Origin of the sequence: Maribacter litoralis, from assembly GCF_003075045.1 — a bacterium.
Taxonomy (GTDB): Bacteria; Bacteroidota; Bacteroidia; order Flavobacteriales; family Flavobacteriaceae; genus Maribacter; species Maribacter litoralis.
In genome coordinates, this window is record NZ_QCZD01000003.1 from 350,315 (window position 1) to 375,060 (window position 24,746).

The 24,746-nt window shown below is 36.4% G+C and carries 23 protein-coding genes; 9 read left to right on the plus strand and 14 right to left on the minus strand.

Annotated elements, in window-relative coordinates; genetic code table 11:
- Position 1: 1 nt before the first annotated feature.
- The 5 genes from DCS95_RS12950 to DCS95_RS12970 are packed head-to-tail and all read right to left on the minus strand — an operon-like array spanning position 2 to position 3,466.
- Entirely contained in the window at positions 2–346 is a 345-nt protein-coding gene (locus DCS95_RS12950) for an MGMT family protein (protein WP_116771211.1), read from the minus strand.
- 7 nt (positions 347–353) lie between these two features.
- A complete protein-coding gene (locus DCS95_RS12955) occupies positions 354–983 on the minus strand; it encodes a LysE family transporter (RefSeq protein ID WP_116771212.1) in 630 nt (209 codons plus the stop codon).
- Between the two features lie 4 nt (positions 984–987).
- Positions 988–1,656 (minus strand): tRNA (guanosine(46)-N7)-methyltransferase TrmB, encoded by a 669-nt coding sequence (trmB, locus tag DCS95_RS12960; protein ID WP_116771213.1) that lies wholly within the window; start codon positions 1,654–1,656, stop codon positions 988–990.
- A 52-nt stretch (positions 1,657–1,708) separates the two neighbouring features.
- A complete protein-coding gene (locus tag DCS95_RS12965) occupies positions 1,709–2,779 on the minus strand; it encodes a sensor histidine kinase (protein WP_116771214.1) in 1,071 nt (356 codons plus the stop codon).
- Positions 2,780–3,466 (minus strand): response regulator transcription factor, encoded by a 687-nt coding sequence (locus tag DCS95_RS12970; RefSeq protein ID WP_071340491.1) that lies wholly within the window; start codon positions 3,464–3,466, stop codon positions 2,780–2,782.
- Between the two features lie 217 nt (positions 3,467–3,683).
- On the opposite strand from DCS95_RS12970, the gene DCS95_RS12975 reads away from it, so the two are divergent.
- The 5 genes from DCS95_RS12975 to DCS95_RS12995 all read left to right on the plus strand — a co-directional run bounded on the left by DCS95_RS12975 (position 3,684) and on the right by DCS95_RS12995 (position 10,975).
- A complete protein-coding gene (locus DCS95_RS12975; RefSeq protein WP_116771716.1) occupies positions 3,684–6,047 on the plus strand; it encodes an autotransporter outer membrane beta-barrel domain-containing protein in 2,364 nt (787 codons plus the stop codon).
- Between the two features lie 97 nt (positions 6,048–6,144).
- Positions 6,145–8,964 carry a TonB-dependent receptor gene (locus DCS95_RS12980; protein WP_116771215.1) on the plus strand — a complete coding sequence of 940 codons (2,820 nt, stop codon included), beginning with the start codon at positions 6,145–6,147 and terminating at the stop codon, positions 8,962–8,964.
- A 148-nt stretch (positions 8,965–9,112) separates the two neighbouring features.
- Complete coding sequence (locus DCS95_RS12985) at positions 9,113–9,421, plus strand: T9SS type A sorting domain-containing protein (protein ID WP_116771216.1); 309 nt, start codon at positions 9,113–9,115, stop codon at positions 9,419–9,421.
- Positions 9,422–9,599: 178 nt separating this feature from the next.
- A complete protein-coding gene (locus DCS95_RS12990) occupies positions 9,600–9,923 on the plus strand; it encodes a T9SS type A sorting domain-containing protein (protein ID WP_116771217.1) in 324 nt (107 codons plus the stop codon).
- Between the two features lie 74 nt (positions 9,924–9,997).
- Complete coding sequence (locus DCS95_RS12995; protein WP_116771218.1) at positions 9,998–10,975, plus strand: LuxE/PaaK family acyltransferase; 978 nt, start codon at positions 9,998–10,000, stop codon at positions 10,973–10,975.
- Here the strand turns inward: DCS95_RS12995 and DCS95_RS13000 are convergent.
- The 3 genes from DCS95_RS13000 to tyrS form a co-directional block, all read right to left on the minus strand.
- Positions 10,972–11,421 carry a hypothetical protein gene (locus DCS95_RS13000; RefSeq protein ID WP_116771219.1) on the minus strand — a complete coding sequence of 150 codons (450 nt, stop codon included), beginning with the start codon at positions 11,419–11,421 and terminating at the stop codon, positions 10,972–10,974. The two genes, DCS95_RS12995 and DCS95_RS13000, sit on opposite strands and share 4 nt — an antisense overlap.
- 70 nt (positions 11,422–11,491) lie before the next feature.
- Entirely contained in the window at positions 11,492–12,025 is a 534-nt protein-coding gene (locus tag DCS95_RS13005) for a hypothetical protein (protein WP_116771220.1), read from the minus strand.
- A 99-nt stretch (positions 12,026–12,124) separates the two neighbouring features.
- Positions 12,125–13,420, minus strand: a complete 1,296-nt coding sequence (gene tyrS, locus DCS95_RS13010; RefSeq protein ID WP_116771221.1) for a tyrosine--tRNA ligase — start codon at positions 13,418–13,420, stop codon at positions 12,125–12,127.
- A 104-nt stretch (positions 13,421–13,524) separates the two neighbouring features.
- Here tyrS and DCS95_RS13015 point away from each other — a divergent pair, with 104 nt between their 5' ends.
- Positions 13,525–14,532 (plus strand): NAD-dependent epimerase/dehydratase family protein, encoded by a 1,008-nt coding sequence (locus tag DCS95_RS13015; RefSeq protein ID WP_116771222.1) that lies wholly within the window; start codon positions 13,525–13,527, stop codon positions 14,530–14,532.
- On the opposite strand, the gene DCS95_RS13020 is transcribed toward DCS95_RS13015, so the two are convergent.
- Genes DCS95_RS13020 through DCS95_RS13030 form a run of 3 tightly spaced genes read right to left on the minus strand, consistent with a single transcriptional unit; the run spans position 14,513 to position 17,013 of the window.
- Positions 14,513–14,947 (minus strand): DUF4296 domain-containing protein, encoded by a 435-nt coding sequence (locus DCS95_RS13020; RefSeq protein WP_116771223.1) that lies wholly within the window; start codon positions 14,945–14,947, stop codon positions 14,513–14,515. The genes DCS95_RS13015 and DCS95_RS13020 overlap by 20 nt on opposite strands.
- Positions 14,944–16,281 (minus strand): dihydroorotase, encoded by a 1,338-nt coding sequence (locus DCS95_RS13025; protein ID WP_116771224.1) that lies wholly within the window; start codon positions 16,279–16,281, stop codon positions 14,944–14,946. The genes DCS95_RS13020 and DCS95_RS13025 overlap by 4 nt, the downstream gene beginning before the upstream one ends.
- A gap of 3 nt (positions 16,282–16,284) precedes the next feature.
- Entirely contained in the window at positions 16,285–17,013 is a 729-nt protein-coding gene (locus tag DCS95_RS13030; RefSeq protein WP_116771225.1) for a polyprenol monophosphomannose synthase, read from the minus strand.
- Between the two features lie 135 nt (positions 17,014–17,148).
- Here DCS95_RS13030 and DCS95_RS13035 point away from each other — a divergent pair, with 135 nt between their 5' ends.
- Genes DCS95_RS13035 through DCS95_RS13045 form a run of 3 tightly spaced genes read left to right on the plus strand, consistent with a single transcriptional unit; the run spans position 17,149 to position 20,227 of the window.
- On the plus strand, positions 17,149–18,822 hold the full coding sequence (locus DCS95_RS13035) for an ArnT family glycosyltransferase (protein ID WP_116771717.1): 1,674 nt from the start codon (positions 17,149–17,151) through the stop codon (positions 18,820–18,822).
- Positions 18,822–19,475, plus strand: coding sequence for a DUF4271 domain-containing protein (locus tag DCS95_RS13040; RefSeq protein ID WP_116771226.1), 654 nt, complete (start codon positions 18,822–18,824; stop codon positions 19,473–19,475). Before DCS95_RS13035 ends, DCS95_RS13040 begins: the two co-directional genes overlap by 1 nt.
- An 8-nt stretch (positions 19,476–19,483) precedes the next feature.
- On the plus strand, positions 19,484–20,227 hold the full coding sequence (locus tag DCS95_RS13045; protein WP_116771227.1) for a uroporphyrinogen-III synthase: 744 nt from the start codon (positions 19,484–19,486) through the stop codon (positions 20,225–20,227).
- 56 nt (positions 20,228–20,283) lie between these two features.
- Here the strand turns inward: DCS95_RS13045 and pckA are convergent, their stop codons facing one another.
- From pckA to DCS95_RS13065, 3 genes are all read right to left on the minus strand, one after another.
- Positions 20,284–21,900 (minus strand): phosphoenolpyruvate carboxykinase (ATP), encoded by a 1,617-nt coding sequence (gene pckA, locus DCS95_RS13050; RefSeq protein WP_116771228.1) that lies wholly within the window; start codon positions 21,898–21,900, stop codon positions 20,284–20,286.
- A gap of 253 nt (positions 21,901–22,153) precedes the next feature.
- Positions 22,154–23,275 carry a glycerate kinase family protein gene (locus DCS95_RS13060; RefSeq protein ID WP_116771230.1) on the minus strand — a complete coding sequence of 374 codons (1,122 nt, stop codon included), beginning with the start codon at positions 23,273–23,275 and terminating at the stop codon, positions 22,154–22,156.
- Positions 23,276–24,742, minus strand: a complete 1,467-nt coding sequence (locus DCS95_RS13065) for an SLC13 family permease (protein ID WP_116771718.1) — start codon at positions 24,740–24,742, stop codon at positions 23,276–23,278.
- Positions 24,743–24,746: the final 4 nt, after the last annotated feature.

The following is a 24,746-nucleotide window of genomic DNA, read 5'->3' on the forward strand; positions in this document are numbered from 1 at the left end:
ACTATAATTCTGCTTTAAGCTCTGTAAACGGGTCCCAGAAATGTTTGTCTAAATTAACGATCTGTAAATCTTTTATTTGAACACCTTCTGCCTCTAACAACTGTTGCATAAGGTTGGTACCGTCGAAATGATGCTTACCGGTTAATATGCCTGCTTTGTTTACCACTCTATGCGCGGGAATATCGTCCATAGTATGTGATGCGTTCATTGCCCAACCTACCATTCTGGCACTACGCGCGGCACCTAAATATTTAGCGATGGCACCATATGAAGTTACCCTTCCTTCAGGAATTAACCTAGCCACCTGATAGACCCTTTCAAAGAAATTCTCATTTTCAGGTTTCATATCTATGCTAATTTTTGAATAATCTAAATGCAGTAATTATAAACAACAGGACCATTAGACCGCTTAATATATAATTACTGTTTTTAGAGAACGATTCTGTTCTATGCTCCCATCTATTAAAATAAATGACATACAGATACATGGCTAAAAAAGTACCACTACCCGTAGCAAGTATAAACAATACTTCATCTATAATTTCATAGGTGATTATACCCTGGGAATGAAATACGGTATTAAGACCGCTATAATACGGTATGGCCAACAAATTGATCATAGCCAAGAATACCCCTTTAGAAAAGCTATTGCGTTTTTTGGTCTCCACGAGCATTAAAGGTTTACTTTTTTGCTTCTTGCCTTTTATAAAAAATACAATTGCCAAAATTAAAAAGATCACCAATGCCAACTGAAGCAGAACTTCTATAACATGCTGGTTTCTTGATATTAGTTTAGCTATACGAACGGCAATATAGGTTTGTACCATTACGGCCAATGCTACCCCTAGCCCAAAAATAATACCATTCGCCTTCCCTTTTTCGACACTGGTTTTAGCAGCGTTCAAATTAAGTAGACCCGGTGGTAGCGATGCAAAAAAAGCAGCACCAAAAGTAAAAACAAATAAGGTTGGTAGTTGTTGCATTGGTTTAGTTTACCCTGAACCTAACAAAGGTTATTGGCTTTCCCTTTTCAAGATACTGATTTTCATAGAAAGTCTGTATTTCCAAGACTTCTTTAGGGCTACCCTCATTTTTATACACATCATGGTTGGCGTAAAGTACCTCTAGACCAAGACCATGCAGCAGACCTAGTGTATAACCGTGCATAAACTCACTATCGGTTTTTAAATTAACGGTTCCATCTGCTTTTAACACCTGTCTGTAACGTTCTAAAAATACCGAATTGGTCATGCGGTGCTTTGTGCGTTTATATTTAATTTGTGGATCTGGGAAGGTAATCCATATCTCCGATACCTCTTCTTTCCCAAAAATATGGTCTATTAATTCTATCTGAGTACGAATAAAAGCAACATTGGGCAATTCTTCTTCAACGGCTTCTTTGGCTCCTTTCCAAAAACGGGCACCTTTGATATCGATACCAATAAAATTCTTATTTGGAAATTTCTTTGCTAAACCAACAGTGTATTCCCCTTTACCACAACCCAATTCCAATACAATAGGATTGTCATTTTTGAAATGGGTATTCCATTTTCCTTTTAACGGAAAACCATTTACCACCTCATCTCTGGTTGGTTGAATTACATTTGAAAAGGTCTCGTTTTCTTGAAATCGTTTTAACTTATTCTTACTTCCCACAATCTTTACATATAAACTGCGGCAAATCTAAGAAAAAAGCAAGGGTTAGCGATTATAGTACTTCCTCTATTTGAACGATACTTTTCTCTAAGGTAAAAGAAAACTCAGATCCTACCTCAACGGCACTTTCCACATAAATTTTTTCGCCATGTGCCTCTATAACATGTTTTACTATGGCAAGCCCCAAACCAGAGCCACCTTCGCGACGGCTACCACTTTGATCTACGCGATAAAATCGCTCAAAAAGTCTAGGAATATGAACTGCCGGTATACCCTCTCCATTATCGGTAACCCTTACAATGACCTTGTTTTTAACCAAATTCTCCACACTTACTTCGGTTGTACCATTATTGTTACCGTATTTAATGGAATTGACCAAAAGGTTTGTAAGTACCTGTTGAATTTTTTCCTTGTCTGCAAAAACAAAAATTGGATCAACATACTCCATGTCAAATGTCAGCGTAATGTTTTTCTTGGCCGCCTTCATTTCTAAAAGGTCAAATACGCTTTGTATTAAATCTATAATGTCAAAAGAGCGCTTATCCAAATTAAGATCCCCGACTTCCAACTTTGTAATCAGGTCCAAATCTTTTACGATATAAATCAATCGATCTACTGCTTTATTCGCCCTTATCAAATACTTCTTACGTACGTTCTTATCATCGATCGCACCATCCAACAAAGTTTCAATATAGCCTTGTACAGTAAACAATGGTGTTTTAAGTTCATGAGATACATTGCCTAAGAAGTCTTTGCGGTATTCTTCCCTAATCTTTAAGGTATCAATCTCTATTCTCTTATCTTTCGCAAACTTTTCTATTTCCGCTGTTAAGGTTCTCATATCCGTAGTTACAGGATACGAGGGTATAGTGCTGGACTCTAACAACTCTACATCGTCATAGATTTTTTTAATTCGTCTATAAATGAATTTCTCTATTCTTAACTGCAGGGTAATAAATGAAATTATAAAGAAAAACAATGCCGCAGAAAGTAAAATAACCCAATTTATGGTACTAAATTTCCATTGTAATGCGGCAAGCGCGGCTATGCCAATTATTACAATATATAGCGAAGAGCGAAATGCAAAGCGGTATGATTTTTTAGAACGTAGAGGCGCAGCCATTTAGAGTACAAACTTATATCCTACTCCCTTTACGGTTTTAAAATGGTCTTCACCTATTTTCTCACGAAGTTTTCTAATATGTACGTCGATAGTTCTACCACCAACAACCACTTCGTTACCCCAAACTTTGTCTAAAATAACTTCTCTTTTAAATACTTTACTTGGTTTAGAAGTTAACAAGGCCAACAATTCAAATTCTTTTCTAGGTAATATTATCTCTTTACCTTTTTTAATGATCTTGTATTCTTCCCTATTAATGACAATATCACCCACCTTGGTAATATCTTCTTGAGCGTTTTCCTCATTTTTAATTCTTCGAAGAAGTGCGTTTACCTTACTAACCAAAACTTTGGGCTTAATAGGCTTGGTAATGTAATCATCTGCCCCGGCATCAAAACCGGCTACTTGTGAATAATCTTCCCCCCTAGCGGTCAAAAAGGTGATTATGGTACTTTCCATACCCGGTGTTCTTCTTAAAATTTCACAGGCCTCTATACCGTCCATCTCTGGCATCATTACATCTAACATAATAAGATGTGGAAGTTTTTTCTTAGCCTTCGCAACACCGTCTGTACCGTTCTTAGCAGTATAAACGTCGTATCCTTCTGCGGATAGATTATAACCTATAATCTCTAGGATGTCTGGTTCATCGTCAACTAAAAGTATCCTAATATCCTTCTTTTTCATGGTTTTTAAAATGGATTGATTCGCTCAAAAGTAAAGATAATACTATTACTGATACCTCAGTTAACATTGATTTAATGTAGTAACGTTTAGATAACATTAACAAAATAAATGTTTAACATGGATCTAACCCGAACATTACACCCCATCTCTTTCTTTGCCGTGTTTAATAAACAGCATATTCAATATGCTTACAACACTAATAAAACAAAAAGACAAAATGAAAAAATTAATTTTCTCTCTATTGACAATTACGTCATTTGCTCTTACCTCTTGTAGCAGCGACGATGACACTCCGACTAATACCGATGACGATCCAGTAGTTGAAGAAGGTGAAGTAATTACTTTAACCGGTGTTTTAACTGAAGATCAAACATGGGAATCAGAAAACATATATATATTAGATGGTAGAGTTATTGTTGATGAAGGCGTAACCCTTACTATCGAGGCTGGTACTATCATTAAAGGTGAAGAAGGATTGGAAACTCTTGCTTCTGCACTTGTTGTAGATCAAGGGGCTACATTAATAGCTGAAGGTACAGCTAGCGAGCCAATTATCTTTACTTCTGTATTGGATGGTATCGCTCAAGGTGAGACAACAGGTACTTTAGATGTTTCAGATACAGGTCTTTGGGGTGGTATTATCGTATTAGGTAAAGCTCCTATCTCTGTAAACGGTGATCTAGAAACTGCTCAGATTGAAGGTTTACCTGCTGATGAGTCTTACGGACAGTACGGTGGTACAGATCCAGCAGATAATTCAGGTAGCCTTAAGTACATCTCTATTCGTCATGGTGGTATCACTATTGGACAGGATAATGAAATCAACGGGTTAACACTTGGTGGTGTTGGTTCTGGTACGGTTATAGAAAATATTGAAGTTGTTGCCAACCAAGATGATGGTATCGAGTGGTTCGGTGGTACTGTTAACGTTTCAAACGCTATCGTATGGTCTCAAGGTGATGACGGTTTTGATACTGATCAAGCTTGGAGCGGTACACTTACTAACGGTTTAGTTGTTATGGGTAGCGAGTCTGGTTCTGGTCTTGAGCTTGACGGTCCTGAAGGTAGTGCAGCTACTGAAGGTGGTTTCACAATGGAGAACATTACTCTTATAGGTGCAAACACTTCTAGTAAATATGCTGACTTAAGAGATGGTCTTATCGCCAACCTTAACAATGTTTTCGCTTACGGATTCAATGAAGAAGCTACAGTAAATATCAGTGGTGAAGATTCTGCAACTGAACTTTCTGCAGATCGTATCGCTTTCTCTAACTGGGAGTTTGTACTTCCTGAAGGATTGGTTATCGGTGATATCTTCGCAGGTGATTTCAATGAAGGAGACGAAACTAAATTTACAGACAACGCTACTGCAGTAGGATCAGGAACTGTTGGTGCTGATGTTGATGCTTTTTCTTGGACATTTGCTGCTAGCGAAGGTGCTATTGCTGTTTCACCAGAAGGTGTGACGATCACTAAAACAGGTATAATCAACTCAGACGAAACTTGGACAGCTGAAAACATATACATATTAGATGGTAGAGTTATCGTAAACGAAGGTGTAACCCTTACTATCGAGGCAGGTACTATCATTAAAGGTGAAGAAGGTTTAGAAACTCTTGCTTCTGCTCTTGTTATTGATCAAGGCGCTACATTAATAGCTGAAGGTACAGCTACCGAGCCAATTATCTTTACTTCTGTATTAGATGGTATCTCTCAAGGTGAAACTACAGGTACTTTAGACGTTGCAGATACTGGTCTTTGGGGTGGTATTATCGTATTAGGTTACGCTCCTATCTCTGTAAACGGTGATCTTGAAACTGCTCAGATTGAAGGTTTACCTGCTGATGAGTCTTATGGACAGTACGGTGGTACAGATTCTGAAGATAACTCAGGTAGTCTTAAGTACATCTCTATCCGTCACGGTGGTATCACTATTGGACAGGATAATGAAATCAACGGGTTAACACTTGGTGGTGTTGGTTCTGGTACAGTTATAGAAAATATTGAAGTTGTTGCCAACCAAGATGATGGTATCGAGTGGTTCGGTGGTTCTGTTAACGTAACCAACGCTATCGTTTGGTCTCAAGGTGATGACGGTTTTGATACTGATCAAGCTTGGAGCGGTACACTTACCAATGGTGTTGTTGTTATGGGAACTGAGTCTGGTTCTGGTCTTGAGCTTGACGGTCCTGAAGGTAGTGCAGCTACTGAAGGTGGTTTCACAATGGAGAACATTACTCTTATAGGTGCAGGTACTTCTAGCAAATATGCTGACTTAAGAGATGGTCTTATCGCCAACCTTAACAATGTTTTTGCTTCTGGATTCAATGCTGAAGCTACAGTAAGCATCAGTGGAGAAGATTCTGCAACTGAACTTTCTGCAGATCGTATCGCTTTCACGAACTGGGAAATAGTTCTTCCTGAAGGATTGACAACAATCGGTGAGGTTTTTGCCGGTGACTTCAATGCAGGAGACGAAACTAAGTTTACAGACAACGCTACTGCAGTTACAACAGGAACTGTAGGTGCCGATTTATCAGCCTTTGCATGGGCTTCGGCTGCAACAGAATTAGGCTTATAATTCTAAAAAACATAAAATAAAAACAATATGTCCAAAGGCTTTAAATAAGCCTTTGGACTATTTTATTAAATAACTGAGCCTTATAAATTTAAATAAAATGTTGAAAAAATTTCTTTTTGTAACATCCCTTGTACTAGCACAGTGGTCCTTTGCTCAAACCGGTACCATTTCAGGGAAAATGATGGATGGCGAGTTTAATGATGTACTCCCATTTGCCAATGTATTAATACAAGGTACAACGATAGGTTCCTCATCTGACTTTGACGGTATTTATACCCTTGAGGCCGAACCAGGCACCTATACATTAACATTCTCTTATCTTGGTTATACTACAAAACAAATTTCAGATATTGTAGTTGAAGCCGATAAAACGGTCGAAGTCAATGTAACATTAGAGCCGGCATCTTCACAATTAGACGAAGTAGTCGTTACTACTACGGTAAGCAAGAACACAGAAGCATCCGTTTTAAATCTTCAGAAAAATTCGGTAACGTTAATGGACGGATTATCACTTGAAGCGATAAAAACTACAGGTGCAAGTAATATTGCTTCCGCTATTAAAAGTGTACCAGGGGTATCTGTACAAGAAGGAAAATATGTATTTGTTAGAGGTTTAGGAGATCGTTATACCAAATCTATCTTAAACGGTATGGACATACCTGGTTTAAATCCGGATAAGAATACGGTGCAAATGGACATTTTCCCTACTAATATTCTAGAAAATGTAATAGTTCTTAAATCTGCAGCTGCAGAATTACCTGCCGATTTTACCGGTGGTGTTGTAAATATCGTTACAAAAGATTTCCCAACTCAAAAACAAATGTCTATTTCAGCTTCTGTTGGTTTTAATCCTGACATGCATTTTAAGGACAACTATGTTACCTATGAAGGTGGTGGAACTGATTTTTTAGGATTTGACGATGGAACTCGAGACTTACCGATATCTAAAGAAACTGATATTCCTAGTCCTTCCAATTCAGCAGAAAACGGAAGTTTAGAAGGTATTACACGTTCTTTTGATAAAACACTTGCTACCCAAAGAGAAAATTCAAAACCAGATTTCAGCTTAGGATTCAGCTATGGAAATCAGTTTGATGTTGGTGATAATAAACTTGGCTTTATAGCTTCTATAGATCACAAGAATACCACTACCTTTTATGAAGGATTTGAAAATGGTATCTACCAAAAAAGTCCAGATTCTGATGTTAATGAATTACGATTCGACAGAATACAACAAGGAGATTTAGGCTCTAATAATGTTTTGACTTCCTTTTTAACAGGCTTGTCTTATAAAACCGGAAGGTCAAAATACAAATTGAATTTACTGCACATACAAAATGGAGAAACCAAAGCAGCATTTTTCAATCAAGAAACACAGCTTTCTAATGATATTGATGTAATTAAAGATAACTTAGAATATTACGAACGTGCAGTATCTAACCTTTTACTTTCTGGAAAACATACATCTGATGATGCTTCATTTATAACCGAGTGGAGTTTATCGCCAACCTTAGTAAATGTAAATGACAAGGATGTAAGATTAACAACATTCATTATTGATCCAGATGGTTTTTCTATTAGCTCAGACGCAGGTTTTCCTCAACGAATTTGGAGAGAACTTAAAGAAGTTAATGCCGTTGGAAAAGTTGACTTTTCTAAAAGCTATGAAATGTTCGGTAATAAATCTATGTTAAAATTTGGTGGTCTATACAGCTACAAACAAAGAGAGTACGATATTCAAAACTACAATATAGCTTTCCGTAATTTTGCTACTGCAGATTTAAATGGAGATCCTGATGCAATTTTAGCCGATGAGAATATTTGGACAGTAGAAGGTGGTTCTGGATCTTATATTAGAGGTAACTTTCAGCCTGCAAACAGTTATGAATCAGATCAACAAACTACAGCTGCCTACCTTTCTAACGAATTTAAATTCTCAGAAAAATTCCGTGCTATTTTAGGTATAAGAGCCGAACAATTCATAACACATTTTACCGGTCAGAACAATACAGGTACTGAAATTTTCGATGATGAGAAAACTATAGACGAACTAGATTTCTTTCCTTCCGCGAATTTAATTTATGGTCTGAAAGAGAACATCAATTTTAGATTTTCATACTCTAAAACTACAGCGAGACCAAGTTTTAAAGAATTATCCGTAGTTCAAATTACAGATTTATTAACGGGTAGATTGTTTATTGGTAATACAGAATTAACACCTACCTATATAGATAACTTCGACTTTAGATTTGAAGTTTTCGGAGATAGAGCACAAATGGTTGCATTCAGTAGTTTCTATAAAAAATTCGAAGATCCAATCGAGATAGTTGCTTTTAGTAACGTTGCTCCAAACCAAATTACTCCACGTAATGCACCATCGGCAGATGTATTTGGTGTTGAACTTGAAGCACGTAAAAACTTCGGTTTTATTTCTGAAAGCCTTAACGATTTAAGTCTTAACTTAAATATCTCTGTTATCGACTCTAAAATTGAAATGGCAAAAGGAGAAGACCAAGAATTTGAAACTAGACAGATTTTTGCTAGAGATGGTGAAACTATTGATGACACCAGACAATTACAAGGTCAGTCTCCTTATTTGATAAACGTTGGTCTAAACTATAATAATAGAGAAAACGGATTTGAAACCGGTCTCTTTTATAATGTTCAAGGTAAAACCTTGGAAATTATCGGTTTCGGTCAAAATGCCGATGTTTTCATTCAGCCATTTAATAGCTTAAACTTTAATATCTCTAAAGAATTTGGAGAAGAGCAACGTTCTAAAGTTAGCTTTAAGGCGAATAACTTACTTGGCGATGAACGAGAAAGTTTATATGAGTCTTTCGGTGGAATCACAAACCGTTCTTCTTTTAGAGATCCAGGATTATCATTCTCTTTAGGATATAGCCTTTCCTTCTAAAAAGAAAATGCATTCATTTAGAAAAAGCCCGCAAATTGCGGGCTTTTTTGCATTTCATCGAAAAATTTAGAAGAAAGGGTCTACCACATTGACATTCAGTCATCAATATTTATATATTTGTGGCATACCATTTGTATTGTAGTAGCGTATGAAGCACCTTTACCTAATCATCTTTTTTATTTTCACTTCCTTCTGCTATGGGCAAAGCACCCAAAGCAATGGTGATATTGGTGGTTTTAGCATGTACCCAAATCCGGCTACAACAGGTAAAGTTTATATTTCCACAAACATAAATGCACCTAAAGAAATATTCATTTACGATGTTTTTGGCACATTATTACTAAAGACAACCATTTTAGGTAAAGAATTAAATTTATCTGATTTAGATGCCGGTGTTTATGTGTTACGCGTTCTTGAAAAAGACAAAATGTGTACACGTAAGTTAATCGTTAAGTAAACTTAGCCCCTACTTCCCACAAGTTTTCAAAGAAACTCCCATCGGTTAAATACACATATTTACGACGAAATGCAAAGGCTATTTCATTGACCTACATAAATTTAGCTTTCACAACATTTTCAGTGTTCTAGTTACACTTCTATCTACCTTTACAGTGTTGATCCCAAATCAATAAAAAATGAAGAAAATCTACTTTATGCTATTTATGGCAGTCTCCGTTGGTTTGTATGCCCAAGACACCATAGATATCAACAACCTACATAATGATGAAATTACTGGTTTTAAATTATACCCAAACCCAGCAATTGCAGATGTTGTTTACGTAACTACACAACAGAATTCTTTAAAAGATGTAAGGATATACGATGTATTCGGCGAATTAGTTTTGAGAGAAAAATTATCTGCCAAAGCCATGAATATCTCTCGCCTGTCGCCAGGGGTTTATGTAGTGCAGGTAACGGAAAATGATAAATCGATTACGCGTAAACTTGTAGTAAAATAATTTGCCGACATAATTTCAACTCAAATCCATATAAATAATTTGGTTCAGTACCTTTGTCATAATCGGTCAGAACCATGAACAATAATGCTATTTTTGATATACGCACAGCGGATGATTTTTTAATCCAAGCACTGCGTATTTTTAAGTTTCAATATAAGAACAATACAGTATACAAAGCTTTCTGCTCTTTTTTAAATATAGACCCAAACACTGTACATACCTTAGAACAGATACCTTTTTTACCCATTGAATTTTTTAAATCTAAAAATGTTCTCAGCAGTACCGATGCTACTGAAATCACCTTTACCAGTAGCGGAACTACGGGTAGCGAAACGAGCAAACACCATGTAACCGATTTAAGTTTATACGAGAAAAGTTATCTAAAGGCTTTTAGCCATTTCTATGGTGACATCGAAGATTATTGCGTGCTTGCGCTTTTACCATCTTATTTAGAACGTACAGGGTCTTCTTTGATCTACATGGCAGATGATTTGATCAAAAAATCTAATCACCCCAAAAGTGGTTTCTTTCTAAATGAATATGAAGAGCTGTACCGATTACTGTTAGAGTTACAAAAAACAGATACCAAAATATTGATTATAGGAGTTTCTTTTGCATTGCTTGAGTTTACCGAGAAATATCAACTAGACTTAAAGAATGCCGTAATCATGGAAACCGGAGGTATGAAAGGGCGCCGAAAAGAAATTGTGCGTCAAGAATTACATGAGTTACTTTCAAAAGGATTTGGTGTAGAACATATACATTCTGAATACGGAATGACCGAGTTACTTTCTCAAGCGTACTCCAAAGGCAATGGTGTTTTTGATTGCCCAGCCTGGATGAAGATTTTAGTACGCGATACCGAAGACCCACTTACCTATCTAAAAAATGGTAAATCTGGCGGAATCAATGTCATTGACCTGGCGAATATTAATTCCTGCTCTTTTATTGCCACACAGGATCTTGGCAAAATAAATCATAACGGTACTTTTGAAATAATCGGTAGATTTGATAATTCTGATATTAGAGGTTGTAATTTAATGGTGCTTTAGTTCTTGGTAAGCTGATAATCCAAACCTGGTCCATCGCAAGCCATCCATAGGCTAGAAATTATAGTAGAATTTCTGTACATTAAAAGTTCTTTATCATCTCCTGTACAATTACCTACTAATGTGTTTCCGGTTTGGTAAGTAAGTTCTAAATAATGATTAGGATCATTATCAAATTCAATCACCTCAAAATTACCTGTTGCTTCGTACACCACCTCATCAACAGTTCTAGATTTTATAAAAGTGCCTTCTGGTGAAAAAGTATAATATTCTTGCCATTCCATTTCACTGCCAGTAGTTTCTGAATTTTGAAAACTACCGGTCATTTTAACCAATGTCCATTGCTGTTCAGCATACACAAACTGGGTTGACTCTAAACCATAGTCATCATCACTGGAACAAGAAAGCAGTAAAACAATACATACTAGTAAAGCGGTAATTTTTTTCATAGCACCAAGTCTTGTAAGTAGTTACAAGATACCTTAATGCCTATTTAGTTGCGTTAAGAGAGGCTTTTAATTAAAGCCCTAAAATTTTGGCATCTACAAAGAATGTAGAATTTACCTCTAATTCATGATCCGTACTGATCAATTCGTCCGTTACCGTATTTAAACGCAAACTAAATTCATCTTTTTTAATATATTCCTTTAAATCTGCATCAGACGTATCTAAAGTTATTACGTTGCCGGCATCTTCTGGAACTTCTTCTAGATATGCAATTCGTATTTCCTCGAGATCTTCTGCAGAAATATAAACCTCAATAGCATTTAGAAAACTAAAATCGGCACCATCAGGTGAAATCATCACCATTTCCAACTCGGTTAATTTAATTTCTTCAATAAGATCTTTTCTAGTATCGTTGACCGCAAAAGTAGATTCTGAATTTGTCTCCATTTCGGGGGTAAAAACATCAAAAGGTAAATCAATACCTGCAGAAGAAGGTATGGTAGCACGCTGGCTATATTCCATATCAAATTTTGTTAATTCATCTAGTTTATCACACGAAGAAAAAATGGCGAACAGACAAACAATTGAGATATACTTCTTAATCATAATTCAGGGGTTTATGGTTAATAACGAAGTATCCCCTTAATTATTTTAAAAACTAAGGGGATACTTAAATAGTATCTTAAGGATAAAAACAACTATATATTAGTCATTGAATACAAGCACAAAATAGTTTTTCTTACCTCTCTGTAGCAATACAAACTTATCATTAATCAAATCATCTGCAGTTATTAAAAAGTCTTCTTTTACCTTTTCTTTGTTTACTGAAATAGAATTTTGCTTTAATTCTCTTCTTGCCTCACCGTTTGATCCCAAGAAATTAGTTTTAGCGGCCAAAGCCCCGATCATATCAAGACCATCGGCTAATTCAGATTTAGTAAGCTCGGCTTGTGGAACGCCATCGAATATCTCTAAAAACGTTTTTTCATTCAACCCTTTTAAATCTGATGCCGTAGATTTACCGAATAGAATTTGACTGGCTTTAACAGCATTGTCAAGGTCTTCTTGCGAATGTACCATAACGGTTATTTCATCTGCCAATCTCTTTTGAAGCAGTCTTAAATGCGGAGCTTCTTTGTGTTGTGCAATTAGTTCCTCAATTTCTTGCTGACCTAAAAACGTAAAGATCTTTATATATTTATCGGCATCTTCATCTGATGTATTCAACCAATATTGGTAAAATTTGTAAGGTGATGTTCTTTCCGCATCCAACCATACGTTACCGCCTTCAGTTTTTCCAAACTTGGTACCATCTGCTTTTGTAATTAACGGACAGGTTAGGGCATACCCTTTTCCTCCTGCAATTCTTCTAATTAATTCCGTACCTGTAGTAATGTTGCCCCATTGGTCGCTACCACCCATTTGCAAACTACAGTTATGCTCTTTGTATAGGTGAAGAAAATCATAACCTTGTACCAATTGATATGTGAATTCTGTAAATGACATACCTTCTTTTGATTCTGCAGAAAGACGTTTTTTTACAGAGTCTTTAGACATCATGTAATTTACGGTAATATGCTTACCTACGTCTCTAATGAATTCCAAGAACGAGAAGTTCTTCATCCAATCATAATTATTCACCAACACTGCAGCATTATCCTCTTCTCCAGAAAAATCCAAAAAACGCGATAATTGCTCTTTTAATGCCTCTTGATTATGGCGTAATGTTTTTTCATCAAGTAAATTACGTTCTGCAGATTTACCAGAAGGATCACCGATCATACCGGTAGCACCACCGATCAATGCGTAGGGTTTATGCCCTGCCAATTGAAAATGGCGTAACATCATTACCCCAACCAAATGACCTATATGTAAAGAATCTGCTGTAGGATCAATACCTACATATGCAGATTGCATACCTTCCAATAAATGTTCTTCTGTGCCCGGCATAGCATCATGTAACATACCGCGCCATTGTAATTCTTTGACAAAATTTGTCATCTCTTGCTTAATTTTAATTGAATTGCAAATATAAATGGAATTCTTGCCAGTACACAGTAGATTAAAGCATGAATTTATCCACTTGTATTCCCTAAATTTGAATTATGGTATTAGTTACAGGAGGCACAGGTTTGGTGGGGTCGCATTTGCTACTGAAATTAACAACGGACAATATACCGGTTAGGGCATTATATAGATCTGCCGACAAACTTTCTCAGGTAAAAAAAGTGTTTGGTTATTATTCTAATGAAGCAACTTCCCTTTTCAATAAAATTGAATGGATCAAGGGCGATATTTTAGATATTCCTTTTTTAGAAAATGCGATGACGAGCATTACACATGTATACCACTGTGCTGCCTTTATCTCTTTTGACCCGTCTGATTTTAAAAAACTGGAACGAATTAATAGAGAAGGCACTGCTAACATTGTTAACATTTGCATAGACGCGGGTGTAGAAAAATTATGTCATGTAAGTACCATTGGCACCATTGGTAGAACACTCAACGGCGAAGCGGCTAACGAAGAGACCGAATGGACTAGGCAGAACGCAAACCCGTATGCCATTACAAAGCACCTTGCCGAAATGGAAGTGTGGCGTGGTGCACAAGAAAATTTGAACGTGGTAATTGTAAATCCCGGTGTAATTCTTGGTCCGGGATTTTGGAATTCCGGTAGTGGTTCTTTTTTTAAAACCGCATCAAAAGGCTATAGTTATTATCCACCTGGTGGGTCTGGTTTTATTAGCGTGTTGGATGTTGTTTCTATAATGATCACCCTTATGAATTCTGGTATACATAGTGAGCGTTATATTCTAGTGGCCGAAAATCTAACTTACAAAGAAATACTACATAAAATTTCTTTGGCCATGGAAAAAAGACCTCCTACAAAAGCCCTTAAGTTTTGGCAATTGTATATTGGAAGAATATTTGATAAGCTAAAAACTATTTTTACCTCTGGCACCAGAACCATTACAAAAAATACGATCTATGGATTAAAACACCGTAGCACTTTTGACAATTCTAAAATTAAACAGGTTATACAAACCAATTTTGAGCCTATTGACAAACAAGTCGTCTTTTCCTCAAAGTTATTTATTGCTGAACATTCTTAACCGAAGTTGAATCTTTCTCCTTAAGGTCTACCGCTTTTTTAACTTTCGCTGCTTGGCTAATACTATCACGAATCTTTTTTTCTGCCTCCAATTTTAACCGTTGATCTTCCAGTTCTGTTTCCACTTGTTTATACATGTTCTCGTACACCAGTGGTTTTGACGCATAGTAACGATCACTGTTTACGAACTGAGCGCTATCGATCTCATACTTTTTAAATATATACGAGGTTGGATCTATACCGTTCTCTCTTAATTTACCCAAGTTTGTAGCTTTACCGGCATTGACAATGGCCATATCTTTAATGATGGTCACCATTTTATCTTCTGGTATTAAATTATCCGGTTTTTCTATGAGTTCTTCTGCACACGCAAAAAACATCAATACCGCTACGATTAGATATAAAATTTTTCTCATGGTCTATTGAATGTAAGTCTTTTTGCATTTCTTTTTTCAGAAAACTGACCCTTGCTATACCCTAAATGACCGTTTATGAACGTATGTATTACTTTAGATGAAAATGTAGTATCCTCAAAAGGAGACCATTTACATTTGTATGCAATATTCTCCTTCGTAACCGTCCATGGGTTATTTAAATCTGCCACAACTAAATCTGCATAATACCCTTCACGGATATACCCACGTTTTTCTATCTGAAACAATATCGCAGGATTATGACACATTTTCTGCACCATTTTCTCTACGGTTATTGTTCCGTCTTTCACCTTTTCCAACATGGCATTCAATGCATGTTGTACTAATGGTCCACCAGAAGGTGCTTTGGTATATACATTGTTTTTTTCTTCCAATAAATGAGGAGCGTGATCTGTTGCGATAACATCTATTCTGTCATCTAACAAGGCATTCCACAACATTTCTCTATCGGTTGCTGTTTTCACTGCCGGGTTCCATTTGATCAATGTACCTTTATTTGCATAATCGGCATCTGTAAACCATAGATGATGTATACAGACCTCAGCGGTAATTTTCTTTTGTTCCAACGGAATATCATTACGGAACAAATCGGTCTCTTTTCCTGTGGATAAATGAAACACATGCAATCTGGCTCCCGTTTTCTTAGCCAAAGCAATTGCTCTTGAAGAGGAAAGATAACAGGCTTCTTCACTTCTTATAATAGGATGCAATTCAACAGGAATATCGTCTCCATACTGCGACTTATACTTCGCTAAATTCTCACGTATGGTGGTTTCATCTTCACAATGGGCAGAAATGACCATCTCTGTATTACTGAAAATATTTTCAATGACTTTTTCGTCATCAACCAACATATTACCAGTGGAGGATCCCAAGAATAATTTTATGCCCGAACAGGCGTTTTTATCCAACCTTTTTAACTCCTCAAGGTTGTCATTGGTGCCACCAAAAAGAAAGGAATAATTTGCGAATGCCGAATTTGAGGCAGTAGCGAATTTCTCTTCCAATTTTTCTATGGTCGTTGTTTGTGGCGTGGTATTGGGTTGCTCCATAAACGTGGTAATACCACCCGCAAGTGCAGCCCTACTTTCTGTGGCTATTGTTCCTTTATGGGTAAGACCAGGCTCTCTAAAATGAACTTGGTCATCTATTACCCCAGGTATAATATGCATGCCAGATACATCAATGACTTCTGCATCGGCATCTGAAATATCTTTTGCTATTTTTGAAATTACATCATCAACAATAAGAATATCACTTTCCTGTACTATTCCCTCATTAACAATTGTACCGTTCTTCAATAATATTTTACCCATATTTTAAAACTTATTTTTCAAAAACAAACTTCTCATTTTCATTATAAATACTCCCCAAATAGCTTCACTGATAATTGAAGAGCTCATTTTTGACTTTCCCAATACTCGATCTCTAAAAATAATGGAAACTTCTTCTATCTTAAAATGTTTTAAGTACGCCCTAAATTTCATCTCTATTTGAAATGCATAACCCACAAAACGAACGGAGTCTAAATTTATAGCTTCCAACACCTCTCTTTTATAGCAAACAAAACCAGCAGTGGGATCATCTACGCGCATACCGGTTACCAACTTTACATAGACTGAGGCTCCATAAGATAACAATACCCTATACAATGGCCAATTAACTACATTCACCCCTTTTTTGTAACGAGAACCTACTGCTAGGTCCGCACCATTTTCACATGCCTTTAAAAGTCTCAACAAATCTGAAGGAGTATGCGAAAAATCGGCATCCATCTCAAAAATATATTCGTAGCCTTTTGCTATTGCCCATTTAAAACCATGTATATAGGCGGTACCTAAACCAGACTTCTCCAATCTGGTCTCCAAAAACAGTTTCCCCTTGAACTCTTCTTGAAGCCCGCGAACACAATCTCCTGTTTTATCTGGGGAATTATCATCTACAATAAGTACATGAAACTCTTTTTGCAAGACAAATACAGCCCTAATTATAGCCTCTACATTTTCAATTTCATTATAAGTAGGTATGATTACTATACTACTGGACATAAGTTATTTCTAGGTGTTTCGACAAAAGTAAGGTTTTAAAAGTCGTCTTAAAATGGCCTACAATATCTTTATGAAATATTTAAACTAGGTAGGTAGTCTTAAATTTGTAATTTTACCACTTAGTACTTTATGCAAATGTTGACTAAAATACCTAAGCAGTTTTATTATTTTTTAGCTGTTATTTTCATTCTAAACCTTTTACAATCTAGTTTTACGCAACTCATTTTTGATGAGGCCTATTACTGGTATTATAGCCAAAATATGGCATGGGGCTATTTTGATCACCCACCCATGGTAGCGCTACTTGTAAAGATCAGTAGTTTCTTTTTCAACGGCGAGCTAGGCGTACGTTTTATGAGCTGTATACTCTCTGCAGTGAACATAATTCTTCTTTGGCTAATGATCGACAACCCAAAAAAGAATGATTACATCAAGCATTTTTTTGTACTGGTGTTTTCAATGACGCTGCTAAATGCCTACGGATTTTTTACATTACCAGACACCCCTCTTTTATTTTTTACAAGTTGCTTTTTACTGACATACAAGCATTTTATAAAAAACCCAACTTGGGGCTTGGCCATAATAATGGGTGTTTTTATGGCTGCACTAATGTATAGTAAGTACCATGCGGTTTTAGTTATTTTCTTTGTACTACTATCTAATTTAAAATTAACCACCAGCAAATATGCTTGGCTTGCCGTAATTGTTGCGTTATGTTGCTATGCGCCGCATTTTTACTGGTTATACGAAAATGACTTTGTATCCATAAAATATCATTTATACGAAAGACCGAACGGAGCATATAGTTTCGAGAAATATACCTTAGGCTTCTTTGTAAACTTGGTTGCCATTTTCGGTTTAACATTTCCGTTTGTCTATAAAGCATTATTTAAAACCAAAGGGAACGATCTGTTCAATAAAGCATTGATATACCTAACGTATGGCGTGTTAATTTTCTTCTTTGTATCTAGTTTCAATAGAAGAGTGCAAACGCAATGGATTATTATTGTTTGTATTCCTATGGTAGTTATCGCCTATAACTACATGCTAAACAATAAACAGGCGCTAACCTGGATTTTTAGATTAGGACTCGTTAATACCGTGTTGATCATCTATTTGAGAATAGGGCTTGCTTATCAACCGCTTCTATTTAATTTCTATTACGAAAGCCATGGCAATAAAGAATGGGCAAAAGCCATTGAAGATGAAGTTGGAAACATACCTGTAGTTTTCGAAAACTCATACAGAAACGCCCCCATGTATGCCTTTTACACCAACGGCACACCAACATTTTCGTTAAACAACTTTATGTATCGTAAGAACCAATATTCAATTAACGATGCAGAAGAACAAGTACGGGGTAAAGATGTTGCCTATGTTTCTAAATATTTAAACAACCCAACATTTACTTATACAAGGGAGAGTGGCGGACTCTATAAGGGAAAATACATTTCTAACTTTCAATCTTACCGAAAATTAGACTGTATTATCGAGAACGATGAGGTAACTTTAAATACTGATGAGCCTTTAAACCTTGAAGTGTATAACCCGTACAAAGAAGACATTGACCTAAAAAAACTGAAATTCGCCATTACCTATATGGATGACTACAAACACCCATTAGAAACACTAAGAATACATCCTAAAACGACCCAAAATACTATTACAAGATTAAAAAAACTGGATACGACGGTATTTAAATTTCAGTTACCAAAAACAAAAAAGGAAAACATTGGGTACTTTAGGGTCGTGATATCTGAAAATGATCTGTTATACGGATTAAACGGTAAACCAATTTCTGTAAAATAATGGAACCTATTGCAAGAACATTTGGACAAACCGATTGGATCACCATAACACTTGTGGTGAGTCTTTTATTCCCAATAATTGCGAAAAGTATCTATTATCCTCGATTTTTAAATTTCATTATACTCCCGTTCAACAACAAGTACATTAGCACATATACTAAGAAAGAAAAGCTATTTAATTGGTTTCATTTTCTAATGAGTGTCTTTCAAGTGATCAATACTACACTTTTTATTTTTTTTATTTGGCGCTCATACTTCAATCCTACCGAAGCAAAAAACCCGTATATTTTTCCTTTACTACTTGCAGGTGTTTTCTTATTTATCGGTGCAAAAACCATGGCACAACTGTTCAACGGATTCATTTTTAATTCGTACAAAACTTTTAACGAGCTGATATTTAAGAAATTAACCTACTTTAATTATTCTGGTATTATTCTATTTATTGCCAATGTATTTTTAGCCTATATTTTTATAGACTCAAAAATTACCATTATTATCGCGTTGATATTATTTTTTGCAATCAACACAATTGGCTGGATAGCAGTTCTAAACAACTATCAAAAATTTATAAGTACGTATTTTTTCTATTTTATTTTGTACCTTTGCGCACTCGAAATTGCACCCTTAGTTATTATGGGAAGCTTTCTAAAATAGTGCAGCATATGAAAGTAAAAACGATTTTGGTCTCTCAACCTGAGCCAAAAATGGAAAACTCCCCCTATTCCAAGCTTATTGACAAAGAGAAAGTAAAGGTTGATTTTAGACCGTTCATTCATGTAGAAGGAGTTGACGCAAAAACAGTGCGCCAGCAAAAGATCGATCTGAACGATTTTACAGCGATTATCTTAACAAGTAGAAATGCAGTAGACCATTTCTTTAGAATTGCAGATGAAATGCGCTTTAAAGTGCCAGATTCAATGAAATACTTCTGCCAATCTGAAGCGGTTGCCTATTACCTTCAAAAATACGTGGTCTATAGAAAACGTAAGATTTATGTTGGTAAGAGATTGTTTTCTGATTTAGTACCGTTGATCAAGAAGTATAAAGATGAAAAATTCTTACTTCCTTCTTCAGATGTACTTAAGCCTATTGTACCTGAGACTTTAGAATCTTTAGGTATCAACTGGAAAAGAGCTATCTTTTACAAAACGGTTATAAGCGACTTATCTGACTTAAGAAATGTTTATTATGACATTCTTGTGTTCTTTAGTCCTTCCGGTATTGAATCTTTATTACAGAACTTTCCAGATTTTGACCAAAAAAATACGCGAATAGCTGTATTTGGAAATTCTACCGTTGATGCTGCCACAGATGCAGGACTCCGAATAGATATTAAAGCTCCAACGCCAGAAACACCATCTATGACCATGGCGTTACAAAAGTATATTATGAGCGTTAATAAATAATAACGCAAAGAATTACATATTAAAAAAGCCTTGCATTGCAAGGCTTTTTTTGTGTCTTAAAATGCGTACCGTTGTGGTCCGCCTCTTCTTATTTCTTCACTGGCGTAGCTTTCGAACTTTTTAAAGTTTTCCCTAAAAGCATTTGTCAACTTAAACGCAGTGGTATAATATTTTTCATCATCGTTCCAAGTAGCTCTAGGACTCAGAACCGAAGTTGGTACACCAGGACATTCTCTTGGCTGCGCAACACCGAATACGGAATGTATATGGTATTTATCATAGGAATATAAGCCCAACTTTCCGCTTAAGGCAGCAGAGATCATGGCTCTTGTATATTTCAGCTTCATTCGTGTACCTACACCGTAAGGACCACCTGTCCACCCCGTATTGACCAACCAAACATCTACACCCGATTCTTTCATTTTCTTACTCAACATTTCTGCATATTTGGTTGGGTGCAAGGGCATAAACGGTGCTCCAAAACATGCTGAAAATGATGGTACCGGTTCTACAACACCAGCTTCTGTACCCGCAACTTTTGCCGTATAGCCAGAAATGAAATGGTATGCAGCCTGACTAGGGGTTAATTTAGATATTGGAGGCAGTACACCAAAAGCATCGGCAGTCAAAAAGAAAATATTTTTAACGTTCTTACCTATGGATGGCTGCTGAATATTATCAATATGGTGAATTGGATAACTCACCCTTGTATTTTGAGTAATTGAAGTATCGGCAAAATCTACATTTCCGTTATCGTCCAAAACAACGTTTTCCAAAATTGCACCAGGCTTGATGGCTCCGTAAATTTCCGGTTCTTGCTCTTTAGATAAATTAATAACCTTGGCATAACAACCTCCTTCAAAATTGAAGACCGTATTTCTACTGGTCCAGCCATGTTCATCATCACCTATCAACTTTCTATTTGGATCGGTTGATAGCGTTGTTTTTCCTGTACCTGACAATCCAAAAAAGATAGCGGTATCACCATCTTCCCCAACGTTGGAAGAACAATGCATCGGTAAAGTCTCTTTATAGACCGGCAATATAAAATTCAACGCAGAAAAAATACCCTTCTTGATTTCACCGGTATAACCTGTACCACCGATCAATGCTATTTTATCGGTAAAGTTTAAAATTGCAAAATTATGCTGTCTTGTGCCGTCAACAGCAGGATCAGCCATAAAACCAGGAGCATTGATCACCGTCCACTCAGGAGTAAAATCTTGCAATTCGGCTTCCGTAGGACGCAAGAACATATTATAGGCAAACATATTTGACCAAGGGTACTCATTAATGACCCTAATATTCAACTTATAGTCTTCATCTGCACATGCGTAACTATCCCGAACAAAAAGTTCTTTACTATTTAAATAGTCTATCACTTTAGTGTACAGTGCATCGAATTTTTCCTTTTCAAATGCAATATTGATATCACCCCACCAGACCTTATCTTTAGTAATGTCATCTTTTACGATAAATCTATCCATAGGAGACCTACCTGTAAATTCACCTGTTTTGACCGCAAGTGTTCCATTGCTTGTTTCAACTCCCATATCCATTTCTAGAGTAGCTTTTTGAAGCTGTTCAGGGGTTTCTTGATAATGAAAACTGGCGTGTGTAATCCCGTAGCTTTCTAGGGATATGGTATTCGCATTTGTCATTGAGCTTTTCATGCTTTAGAAAATTTGTTCGTGTAAAACTAAAAAAAATAAAAGCTGAACTACTGATTTTCAGCGCTCAATTAGCAAATGCCCCTATAGAAATACGAATTCAATTAAAGATAGACGAAAAAGGAAAATTATTCGCAGGTACTTTATTCTTTTTAATACACATTATAAAGCAATAACGCTCAATATTTGCATTATTGTTATTTCCACCTTAAAATTTTAAGAAATAAATAAAAAAAACGTTTTTTTTTGTTTATTTTTAGATGAAATATTCTGCAGTTTTAGCAGCTAAAAGCATAGCAGCATTCTTCATATTATATTCAAGATCTTTGTCTTTATCTTGGATCTCAACCACATCAAAAACGCCTTTTTCCTTCAAAGCATCTTTTGGTATTTGCAGTGCACCACACATAGTAATAACCGGAATATTATAATTTTCACCTAGCATGATTACCCCTTGTAACAACTTACTGTTTAAATTCTGCTCGTCTATTTTACCTTCGCCAGTAATGATGTAATCGAATTTTTCTTGGTTCAATAATTCTTTTAGTCCAGAAAGCTCAGTACTAAAGTCCATAGCCCCTAAAAACTCGGCTTCTAAAAATGCTTTTAATCCATAAGCAGCACCACCGGCAGCTCCGGTTCCAGGTAAATCATTATACTGTACCTTATATTTTTCAGAAACCACCCTGTTCAAACGTATTAAACCTTTATTAAGCTCGGTTATGGTGTTTTCACTTGCTCCTTTATATTTTGCGTATACGAAAGCAGCACCATTTTTACCAAATAACGGATTTACAACATCATGCACCGTATACACATTCACTTCTTTTAATTTATCAGAGACCCTGGTTTCCGTTATTGACTGAATCAATTGCAAACTAGACCCTGTAGGCATCAACACCTCTCCCCTTTCATCTAAAAAGTCATATCCTAAGGCACTGGCAATACCAATACCGCCATCGTTGGCAGCACTAGCCCCAAGACCAACATAAATATGCTTCACCCCTTTTTCAACCGCATCTTTTATCTGAAGTCCGGTTCCATAGGTACTGGTAACCATAGGGTCGCGCTCATCATATGATAGCAATTGCAAACCAGATGCATTTGCCAATTCTATGTATGCAGAATTACTTTGCTTATTGTACAAATAATATGATCGTATGGGTTTTCCTTTAGGATTCTCACTGATTACATCCACAGAAATACAGGGCTTGTATTTCGAGATGGTATTTAAAAAGCCTTCGCCACCATCCGTAGCCTTAATATAATGCGTACTAAAGGGCACTCCCGATTTTTTCATACCGGAAACAAAAGCATCAGAAAAAGCCTCACTTGTTAACGAGCCCTCAAACTTATCTGGAATTAATAATAGTTTCATTTATTCGAATTTCTGGGGGAAACTATTTATTGAAATATCCCATAATTCTGGGAGAATAAAATATACAAAAAAGGTCAGTATAAAAATAGAAATTATATTCATAAAAAAACCTTTTCCTACCATATCCGGTATTCTTAAATAACCTGATCCGAAAACCACTGCGTTTGGTGGTGTGGCCACCGGCAGCATAAAAGCACAAGAAGCAGCTACAGCCGCACCTACCATTAAAACGAACGGGTGTACATCTATCGTTAAGGCCATAGGTGCCAAAACCGGTAAAAGCATGGCCGTGGTAGCTAGATTAGAAGTTATTTCGGTTAAAAAGTTAACCGCGGCAATCAATACTAAAATCAATATGAGTATAGGCAAACCAGACAATGATGTCATTTGCTCACCGATCCACACTGCAAGTCCGCTAGATTCAAAACCTTTGGCAAGAGCCATTCCCCCACCAAAAAGTAATATAATTCCCCAAGGCATTTTTACCGCTTCTTCCCAATTGATCAACTGCTCACCTTTTTTCTTTGAAGGAATCAAGAACAATATTATCGCAAAAAATATAGCAATGATAGTATCATCTAAGCCAGGTAATATCTTTTGCAATAAAAATGAACGGGTGATCCAACAGAATGCAGTAAGAGCGAAAACAAATGCGACAACTTTCTCTTCGTAGGTAATTTTACCAAGATTGGTTAACAAACGCTGTATTTCTTGCTTACCTCCGGGAAAGGATTTCTGTTTAAAGGTAAACGCGTACTTTGTCAAGTATTTCCAACAAATAAAAATGAGTATAATCGATATGGGCAACCCAAATGCAAACCATTGCATAAATGTAATCTCATAGCCATACGTATCTAACACCACTCCGGCCAGCACTAAATTTGGCGGAGTTCCAATTAAGGTTGCCACACCACCAATTGATGCACTATAGGCTATTGCCAGCATAAGCGCCTTACCAAAGGTCTGGTTTTCGTCTTCAACAGTTTCTGGGTTATCCTGTAATTGTTTAATGATCGCCAAGCCAATAGGTAACATCATTACCGAAGTTGCGGTATTGGATATCCACATAGACAAAAAAGCGGTGGCTACCATAAAACCCAGTATGATCTTTCTAACATCTGAACCAATTAATTGAATAATGTTCAAGGCTATTCTTCTATGTAAGTTCCATTTTTCTATAGCAATGGCGATAATAAAACCGCCCATATAAAGAAACACATATTTGTGCCCGAAAGAACCAGAGGTAGACGACAAATCTAACCCTCCAGACAGCGGAAACAATACTAGTGGCAACAATGCGGTTACAGCAATAGGAATAGCTTCGGTTATCCACCAAATAGCTATCCAAATGGTAGAAGCCAAAACAGCATTTGCCTGTTCTGAAAGTCCGTCAGGATGAAAAAAGAAAAGTATAAGAACAAAGGAAACGGGACCTAAGACTAGTCCCAATAATTTAGTTTTACTCATTTCA